Here is a 7639-nt window from a genome sequence, read left to right as displayed (position 1 = left end):
GGGGTGGCCAGCGCCATCGGGCCCCTGCTGGGCGGGTGGATGGTGCAGACGGCCGGCTGGCGGTGGGCGTTCCTGATCAACCTGCCGTTCGCGGTGCTCATCGTGTTCGTCACCGTGCGGCACGTGCCGGAGAGCAAGGACCCGCAGGCCACCGGGCGCTTCGACGTGCTCGGCGCGGTGCTGGCGGCGCTGGCCCTGGCCGGGATCACCTACGGGCTGATCCAGAAGGGGGTGTCGATCCCGCTGGTCGCGGGGCTGGCGCTGGGGACGGCGTTCGTGATCACCGAGATCCGCCGGTCACCCGACGCGCTGGTGCCGGTCGGGCTCTTCCGCAACCACGTCTTCTCGGCGGTGAACGTCGTGACGCTGATCATGTACGCCGCCATGGGCGTGGTGTTCTTCCTGCTCGTGGTGCAGCTCCAGGTGGTGTCCGGCTTCTCCCCCATCGTGGCCGGGCTGGCGATGCTGCCGACGACGATCCTGATGATGCTGCTGTCGGCCAGAGCCGGGGAGCTGGCCAAGCGGGTCGGGCCGCGCTGGCCGATGACGATCGGGATCCTGGTGGCGGGCGCCGGATTCCTGTGGATGAGCACGATCGGCTTCCACTCCTCCTACCCGTTCCAGGTGCTCCCGGCGGTCACCGTCTTCGGGCTCGGGCTGTCGGGCGCGGTCGCGCCGCTGACCGCGACCGTGCTGGCCACGGCCGAGGAGCGGTACGCGGGCACGGCCAGCGGCATCAACAACGCCGTCGCCCGCACGGGCAGCCTGCTCGCGGTGGCCGCCGTGCCGCCGCTGGTCGGCCTGGTGGGCGACGCGTTCAAGAACCCGCCGGTGTTCGACGCCGGGTTCCGGATGGCGATGCTGATCAGCGCGGGGATGATGGTGGTCGCGGCGCTGATCACGTTCGTGACCATCAGGACGAACGTGCTGGACACCGGCGACGACGACTAGGCCGGGCGGCCGCCTAGAAGGTGAACGCCTGGCTGCGGACGCTGTTGTCGAAGTTCGACAGGAGCAGCTCGGGCTCGCCGACCGAGCGGACGCCGGGCAGCCTGGTCAGCAGCTCGCGGAACATCGTGCGCATCTCCTGCCTGGCCAGGTTCGCGCCGAGGCAGAAGTGCGGCCCGGGGCCGCCGAAGCCGACGTGCGGCTTGGTGTCACGGGTGATGTCGAAGGTGTCGGCGTTCGGGAAGACCGACTCGTCGCGGTTGGCCGAGCCGTAGAACAGCACCACCTTGTCGCCCTTCTTCAGCTCCAGGCCGCGCAGCGAGAAGTCCTCGGTGACCGTGCGCCGGAACTGCATGATGGGCGACACGTAACGGACCATCTCCTCGATGGCCCCGTTGATGTGCCGGTCGAAGTCACTCGTCAGCAGCTCGCGCTGCGCCGGGTTCTCGGTGAGCAGCTTGATGCCGTGGGCCATCGTGTTGCGCGCGGTCTCGTTGCCCGCGACCAGCAGCAGCGCGAAGAACGAGCCCAGCTCGCGGTCGGTGAGCTTCTCCCCGTCCGGGTTGGCGTTGACCAGCAGGGAGACCAGGTCGCCCTTCGGGTCGGCGACGCGCTCGTGGCCGAGCTTGATGACCATGCGCTGGAGCGCCATCAGGGCCAGCATGTTCTGGCCGGCCATCTGCACGCTGCGCGCCAGGCTGGGGCGCACGCCGGTGTAGGCGGTGGAGATGTCGACGTGCTGGTGGACCTTGGCGCGCAGCTCCTGCGGGATGTCGAGCATGTCGCAGATGACGTGGATGGGGAGCTTGGCGGCCACCTGGGAGACGAAGTCCCTCGGGCCCTCCGCCACGACGCCGTCCACGATGCGCGCGCAGGCGGCCTCGATGTCGCTCTGGAGATTGGCCAGCATCTTCGGGCTGAACGAGCGGGTGACGATCCGGCGCAGGCGGGCGTGGCGCGGGTCGTCCATGTTGACCATCGACTCGCCGAACACCTGCTTCACCCAGCCGGGCGGCTCCGGGTTGGTCACGGCGGGCTCGCTGGAGAAGATCTTGGCGTTGCGGCTGGCCTCGACCACGTCCGCGTGGCGTACGAGGGCGTAGAAGCCCTTGCCCGAGCGGAGGAACGGCACTTTCTTCTCGGGGAAGAAGACCGGCAGTTCCTGCTGCCGGAGCCGGGCGAACGCCTCATTCCGCTCTTTAAGGGATTTGCGCCAGAAATCCAGATCCGCGAGATCGATGTCCACCCATCTATCCTGGCACGTTCCCGGCTCACCGGTGCCCGGCAGGCGATGTGCATCCTGCCCTCCAGGGCCGTTCTCGCGCCGTTCAGGCACGGTTCGAGCTGTATGGACATTACTTCCGGTATGAATGCGCTGCTCGCCGCCTGCCTGATTCTTCCCCTCGCTTCCGGTACGGCCCCCGCCGCGGCTCACGCGTGCGGCGGGCACCCCCTCGACTTCGACGGCGACGCCCGGCCCGACCTCGCCGTGGCCGCGCCCTACGACGGCTCCAGGGCCGGCTCGGTGACCGTGATGTACGGGTCCGGGAAGAAAGTGAAGCTCTCCCAGGAAGGGGCCGAGCCGGGCGACTCCTTCGGGTCCGCGCTGGCCGTGGGCGACTTCGACGGGGACCGCTGCGCCGACCTGGCGGTGGGCGTGTCGGAGGAGTTCGCCGGGGAGCGGGTGCCCGGCGCCGACGGCAACGGGGTCGTCCAGCTCTACCACGGCTCCCCCGGCGGGCTGGTCGCGGGCAAGGAGCTCGCGCTGGCCAGCCCGTCGAGCGACCGGTTCGGGGCGTCGCTGGCGGCCGGGGACTTCGACGGCGACGGCAGGGACGAGCTCGCCGTCGGCGCGCCCAGCCACCGCTCCGGCGGTGCGGTCACGGTGTACTGGATGAAGGGCCGCAAGCCATACCAGATCACGCAGAAGACGCCCTGGGTGCGGCAGGCGGCGAGCGTGACCGACCAGTGGGGCGCGGCGCTGGCCACCGGCGACTTCGACGGCGACGGCCGCGACGAGCTGGTCGTCGGCGCGCCCGCCGACAGCGTCAAGCTGGACGGGCAGGGCTCGGTCACCGTGGTCGACGTGCGCGGGCGGCGGGCGCGGCTGCTCACGCAGAGCACGCCGGGGATCAAGGGCGCCGCGGAGAAGTGGGACGGATTCGGCGCGGCGCTGGCCACCGGCGACTTCAACGGCGACCGCCGGGCCGACCTGGCCATCGGCGTCCCCGGCGAAGGGCTCAGCGCGAACCAGCGGGCCATGGACTACGGCGACGGCACCGTGGACGTCCTGTACGGCTCCCGGAGCGGCCTCAGCACGCACGGGAGCGAGGCCTGGTCGCAGAACACGCTTGAGGGCGTGCCGCGCTACTACGACCGGTTCGGGGCGTCACTGGCGGCCGGGGACTTCAACGGCGACGGCCACGATGAGCTGGCCGTCGGCGTGCCCGGCGAGAAGGCGGTCCAGGTGCTCGTGGGACGCGCGTCCGGCGGGCTCACGCGGGCCGGGAACCTGCTGGTCAAGGGCGAGGGCCGGGACTTCGGCGCCTCACTGGCCGCGCTCCCGCAGATCGGCCGCTACCGCTCGCTGGCCGGGCGGCCGCCGCTGTACGGGCTGGTGGTCGCCGCCCCCGACCAGGGCCTGGTCCTGTACGCGCCCGGCGCGCGCAAGCCGGGCCTGCGGCTGGGCAAGATGCGCCGCCTCAGCAAGGGCACCGGCCTGTACGGCTACGCCTTCGGCTGACCACCCGGCCTCCCGCCGGCCCGTCATCGGACGCCTGCCCCTACGGCTGAGCATCCGCTGACCCGACCTCCCGCCGGCCCATCATCGGACGCCGGCCCCTACGGCTGAGCATCCGCTGATCCGGCCGCGCCGGCCCCGTCCACGGGCAGGATCACCCGGAACAGTGCCCCCTTGCCCGGCCGGCCCTCCGCCACGACGATGCCGCCGTGCGCCTCCACCAGCGTCGCCGCGATCGACAACCCCAGCCCGGACCCTCCCACGCTGCGCGCGGGATCGGCCCGGTAGAACCGCTCGAACACCCGCTCAGCCACCTCTTCGGTGAACCCGGGCCCCTCGTCGGCCACCTCCACCACGGCCTGGTCCCCGTCCACGCCCACCCGCACCTGGAAGGGCGTGCCCGGCGGGGTGTGGGTGAGCGCGTTCGTCACGAGGTTGTTGAGCACCTGCCCGAGCCGCGACTCGTCCCCCGTCACCATCACGTCGCCCTCCTTCCTGAACAGCCGGACCAGCTCGATCCGCCGGTCGGGCGCCAGGGTCTGGGCGTCGATCACCGTCGTGGCCGCCAGGCTCAGCAGGTCCACCGACCGCCGGGCCAGCTCGCGCCGCTGGTCGAGCCTGGCCAGCAGGAGCATGTCCTCCACCAGCAGCCCCATCCGGGCCGCCTGCCCCTCGATGCGGCTGAGCAGGCGCACGGCCTCGGTCAGGTCCTTCTCCTCCCCCAGCCGGTACAGCTCCGCGAACCCCCTGATCGACGTCAGCGGCGTGCGCAGCTCGTGCGAGGCGTCGGCCATGAACCGGCGCATCAGCTCCTCGGAGCGCCTGGCGGCGGTGGCGGACGCGCGGGCCGACTCGGCCGCCTCCTCGCGCTCGCGCGCGGCCGACTCGATCTGGGCGAGCATGGTGTTGAGCGAGCGGCCGAGCTTGCCGACCTCGGTGGTCCCGGCCCACAGCGGCACGCGGCGCGACAGGTCGCCGCCCGCGATGTCCTTGGCCGTACGCGCGATCTCGCCGAGCGGGCGCATGCTCCGGCGTACCAGCCAGTAGCAGGCGAATCCGAGCACGACGAGCGTGCCGCCGCCGCCGACCGCCACGATGAGGGCGAGCTGGGAGACGGTGTCGTCCACGTCGCCCATGCTGATGGCGAACACCCGGCTCTCCCCCAGCCGGCCGGGGACGGCGACGACCCGCCAGCTCGGGCCGCCCGCGACGCGGGAGTCCACGGTGAAGGGCCGTCCCTTGCGCGCGATGACGTCGGCGCCGGTCAGCCGGGGCAGGGCGGGGGTGTGCTCCTCGGTCGACTCGCTGAGCGTCCTGATCGCGACGCCGCCCGAGTCCAGCAGCACCGAGTGGAACAGGCCGAAGAAGCGCTGCGGGCGCGCCTCCTGGCGCAGGTCGGGAGGCGGCGGCACGTCGCGGACGGGCCGGCTGGCCGCGCGGAGCTGCTGGTCCACGCGTTCGACGAGATAGCCGCGCAGCAGCCGCACGGCGAACAGGCCGGTCAGCGTGATGGCGAGGGTGACCAGGAGGAGGGTGGCCGACACCAGCCGCAGCCAGAGCGGGGTGCGCGCGAGCTGCTTGCGCAGCGCGAGCCACCTCCTGATCGCGGCGCCCTTCCGCGGTTTCTCCTGGGCGCCCCCTGCCTTTGGGCTCATACGCGTGGCGGGCGGAGGATGTAGCCGACTCCGCGCAGCGTGTGCAGGTATTTGCGCTCGCCGATGTCCACCTTGCGCCGCAGGTAGGACACGTACGACTCCACCAGACCGACGTCGGTGCGCCAGTCGCCGTTCCAGACGTGGTCGAGGATCTGCGTCTTCGACAGCACCCGGCCCACGTTCAGCATGAAGTACTGCAGCAGCCTGAACTCCGTGGGCGAGAGCCGGATCGGGATGCCGTCGCGCCAGACCTCGTGGGTCTCCTCGTCCAGCTCCAGGTCGGCGACCTGCAGCCGGTTCGGCGGCGGCGTTCCTCTGCGGGTCCTGCGCAGCACGGCCCGGATCCGGGCGATGACCTCCTCCAGGCTGAACGGCTTGGTCACGTAGTCCTCGCCGAGCCCCAGCCCGGCGATCCGGTCCTCCGGCGTGTCCTTGGCCGTCACGAACAGCACCGGGACCCGGCGGCCCCGGGACCGCAGCCTCCCCGCGACCGCCAGACCGTCGAGGTCGGGCAGCATGACGTCGAGCATCACCAGGTCGGGCGTGCTCTCCTCGGCCACCCGCAGCGCCTCCTTGCCGTCGGCGGCGGTCAGCACCTCGAACCCGGCCATGCGCAGGCTGGCCGAGAACAACTCCCTGATGTTGGGCTCGTCGTCGACCACCAGCAGCCTGGCCTCGGGTTCGCTCATCTCGGGCCTCCTCCCTGGAATCCCTGCCCGCCCTGGGTGATCGACGCCGCGGTCACCGAGCCGTCGCCGCCCTGCTGGCCGCGAACGACCACAGAGGTGCCGGTCTCCAGGTCGGCCACCTTACCCGGCTTGGAAATCTGGACGGTCGTCTGGTCGGTGGTGGTCACCGTGACGGTGGAGCCGTCCATGGTCTTCACGTAGACCTTGCCGCCCTCCACCTTCTCCACGGTGCCGACCGTGCCGCCTCCGCCGCCCATCCGCTGGCCGCCGCCGCCGGGCTGCTGCCCGCCGCCCGGCTGCTGGCCGCGCTGCCCGTAACCGGGGGGCAGGCCGCCCTGCTGCTGGCCGTACCCGCCGCCCATGGGGCGCTGCTGCGCCCCCGCCTGCGCCTGCGGCGTGCCGAACAGCTTGCCCGCCTGGATGCCGATGAGGACGCCGGCCACGAGGACGACGCCGGCGGCCAGCGCCAGCGTCAGCTTCGACGGGCCCCGCTTGGGCTGTACGGCGAGCTCTTCCCGCAGGTCGTCGGGGTACGGAGAGGAGTCCAGCTGGTCCATGCGATTCTCCTTGTTCGTGGCGCGGGTCATTCGTGGCGCAAGGCCTGGATCGGCCTGAGCTTGGCCGCCCTGTTGGCGGGATAACTGCCGAAGAACAGCCCGATCCCCACCGACACGCCCAGCGCCAGCGCGACCGACGACGGCACGAGGACCGGCTCGATGCCGGCGATGGTGAACCTGGTCCCCGCGAACGCCACCAGCACCCCCGACAGCCCTCCGACCAGGCTGAGCAAGGTGGCCTCCATCAGGAACTGGCCCAGGATCGCGCTCCTGGGCGCGCCGATGGCCTTGCGGATGCCGATCTCCCGCGTGCGCTCGGTGACGGTCACCAGCATGATGTTCGTGATGCCGATGCCGCCCACCAGCAGCGAGATCGCGGCGACCGCGCCGAGCAGCACGGTGAAGGTGCCGGTCGCCTCGCTCACGGTCTCCTGCAGGGTGGCCTGGTTGAGTATGCGGTAGTCCGGGTTGTCGCCTGTGATGCCGTGCCGCTGGTTGAGGATGGCCGTGACCTCGGCCTGCGCCGCTGTCGTGCGCTCCGCCCCCGACGCCTGCACCACGATCGAGCCGAGCGAGCCGAATCCGCTCAGACTCTGCTGTACGGCGGGCAGCGGCGCGATGGCCACGTCGTCGGCGTCCTGCATGCCGGTGGACCCGGCCTCCTTCAGCACGCCGACGACCGTGAACGGCACGCCGGACACGCTGACCTGCTTGCCGATCGGGTCGACGGTCCCGAACAGCTCCTCCACCACGGTCTGGCCGAGCACCACGACCTTCCTGGCGGCCAGCACGTCGTCGTTGAAGAAGTAGGTGCCCTTGACGACCGGCTTGTTGGTGGCCTCGAAGTAGCTGGGGTACGTGCCGACGAACTGGGCGATGGCGTGGCTGGCCGCTCCGAAGGCAGCGGTCGAGGACGAGGCGTTCACCACGGGCGAGACCGTCTTGACCGACGGCGCGAGGCTCTTGTCGGTCAGCGCCTTGGCGTCGGCCAGGCTGAGCTGCCTGGCCTGCGTGCGCGGGCCGGTGTTGCCCTGTCTCTTATACCCATCT

7 protein-coding genes are annotated in these 7639 nt (G+C 71.5%); 2 read left to right on the top strand and 5 right to left on the bottom strand.

Annotated elements, in window-relative coordinates; all coding sequences use genetic code 11:
- A partial coding sequence (locus ETD85_RS58010; protein ID WP_138698366.1) for an MFS transporter occupies positions 1 to 951 on the top strand: 951 nt, incomplete at its 5' end.
- Positions 952 to 964: 13 nt separating this feature from the next.
- Here the strand turns inward: ETD85_RS58010 and ETD85_RS58005 are convergent.
- Entirely contained in the window at positions 965 to 2194 is a 1230-nt protein-coding gene (locus tag ETD85_RS58005; RefSeq protein ID WP_138698365.1) for a cytochrome P450, read from the bottom strand.
- 120 nt (positions 2195 to 2314) lie between these two features.
- Between ETD85_RS58005 and ETD85_RS58000 the strand changes: the two genes are divergently transcribed.
- Positions 2315 to 3691, top strand: coding sequence for an FG-GAP-like repeat-containing protein (locus tag ETD85_RS58000; protein ID WP_138698364.1), 1377 nt, complete (start codon positions 2315 to 2317; stop codon positions 3689 to 3691).
- Between the two features lie 98 nt (positions 3692 to 3789).
- On the opposite strand, the gene ETD85_RS57995 is transcribed toward ETD85_RS58000, so the two are convergent.
- The 4 genes from ETD85_RS57995 to ETD85_RS57980 form a co-directional block, all read right to left on the bottom strand.
- Complete coding sequence (locus tag ETD85_RS57995; RefSeq protein ID WP_138698363.1) at positions 3790 to 5343, bottom strand: sensor histidine kinase; 1554 nt, start codon at positions 5341 to 5343, stop codon at positions 3790 to 3792.
- Positions 5340 to 6032: a response regulator transcription factor gene (locus ETD85_RS57990; RefSeq protein ID WP_138698362.1), complete on the bottom strand. Its 693-nt coding sequence runs from the start codon at positions 6030 to 6032 to the stop codon at positions 5340 to 5342. Before ETD85_RS57990 ends, ETD85_RS57995 begins: the two co-directional genes overlap by 4 nt.
- Positions 6029 to 6589, bottom strand: a complete 561-nt coding sequence (locus ETD85_RS57985) for a hypothetical protein (protein WP_206059548.1) — start codon at positions 6587 to 6589, stop codon at positions 6029 to 6031. The genes ETD85_RS57990 and ETD85_RS57985 overlap by 4 nt, the downstream gene beginning before the upstream one ends.
- Before the next feature lie 26 nt (positions 6590 to 6615).
- The coding region (locus tag ETD85_RS57980) for an ABC transporter permease (RefSeq protein WP_138698360.1) at positions 6616 to 7639 on the bottom strand (1024 nt) is incomplete at its 5' end.

This window comes from Nonomuraea zeae (assembly GCF_005889725.1).
Taxonomy (GTDB): Bacteria; Actinomycetota; Actinomycetes; order Streptosporangiales; family Streptosporangiaceae; genus Nonomuraea; species Nonomuraea zeae.
Note: the sequence above shows the minus strand (reverse complement) of the source record. Positions and strands in the feature narration are given on the sequence as shown.

Excerpts from the sequence above, each read along its gene's own strand:
- ETD85_RS58000 (WP_138698364.1), top strand. The coding sequence starts at position 2,315 with ATGAATGCGCTGCTCGCCGCCTGCCTGATTCTTCCCCTCGCTTCCGGT.
- ETD85_RS57995 (WP_138698363.1), bottom strand. The coding sequence starts at position 5,343 with ATGAGCCCAAAGGCAGGGGGCGCCCAGGAGAAACCGCGGAAGGGCGCC.
- ETD85_RS57990 (WP_138698362.1), bottom strand. The coding sequence starts at position 6,032 with ATGAGCGAACCCGAGGCCAGGCTGCTGGTGGTCGACGACGAGCCCAAC.
- ETD85_RS57985 (WP_206059548.1), bottom strand. The coding sequence starts at position 6,589 with ATGGACCAGCTGGACTCCTCTCCGTACCCCGACGACCTGCGGGAAGAG.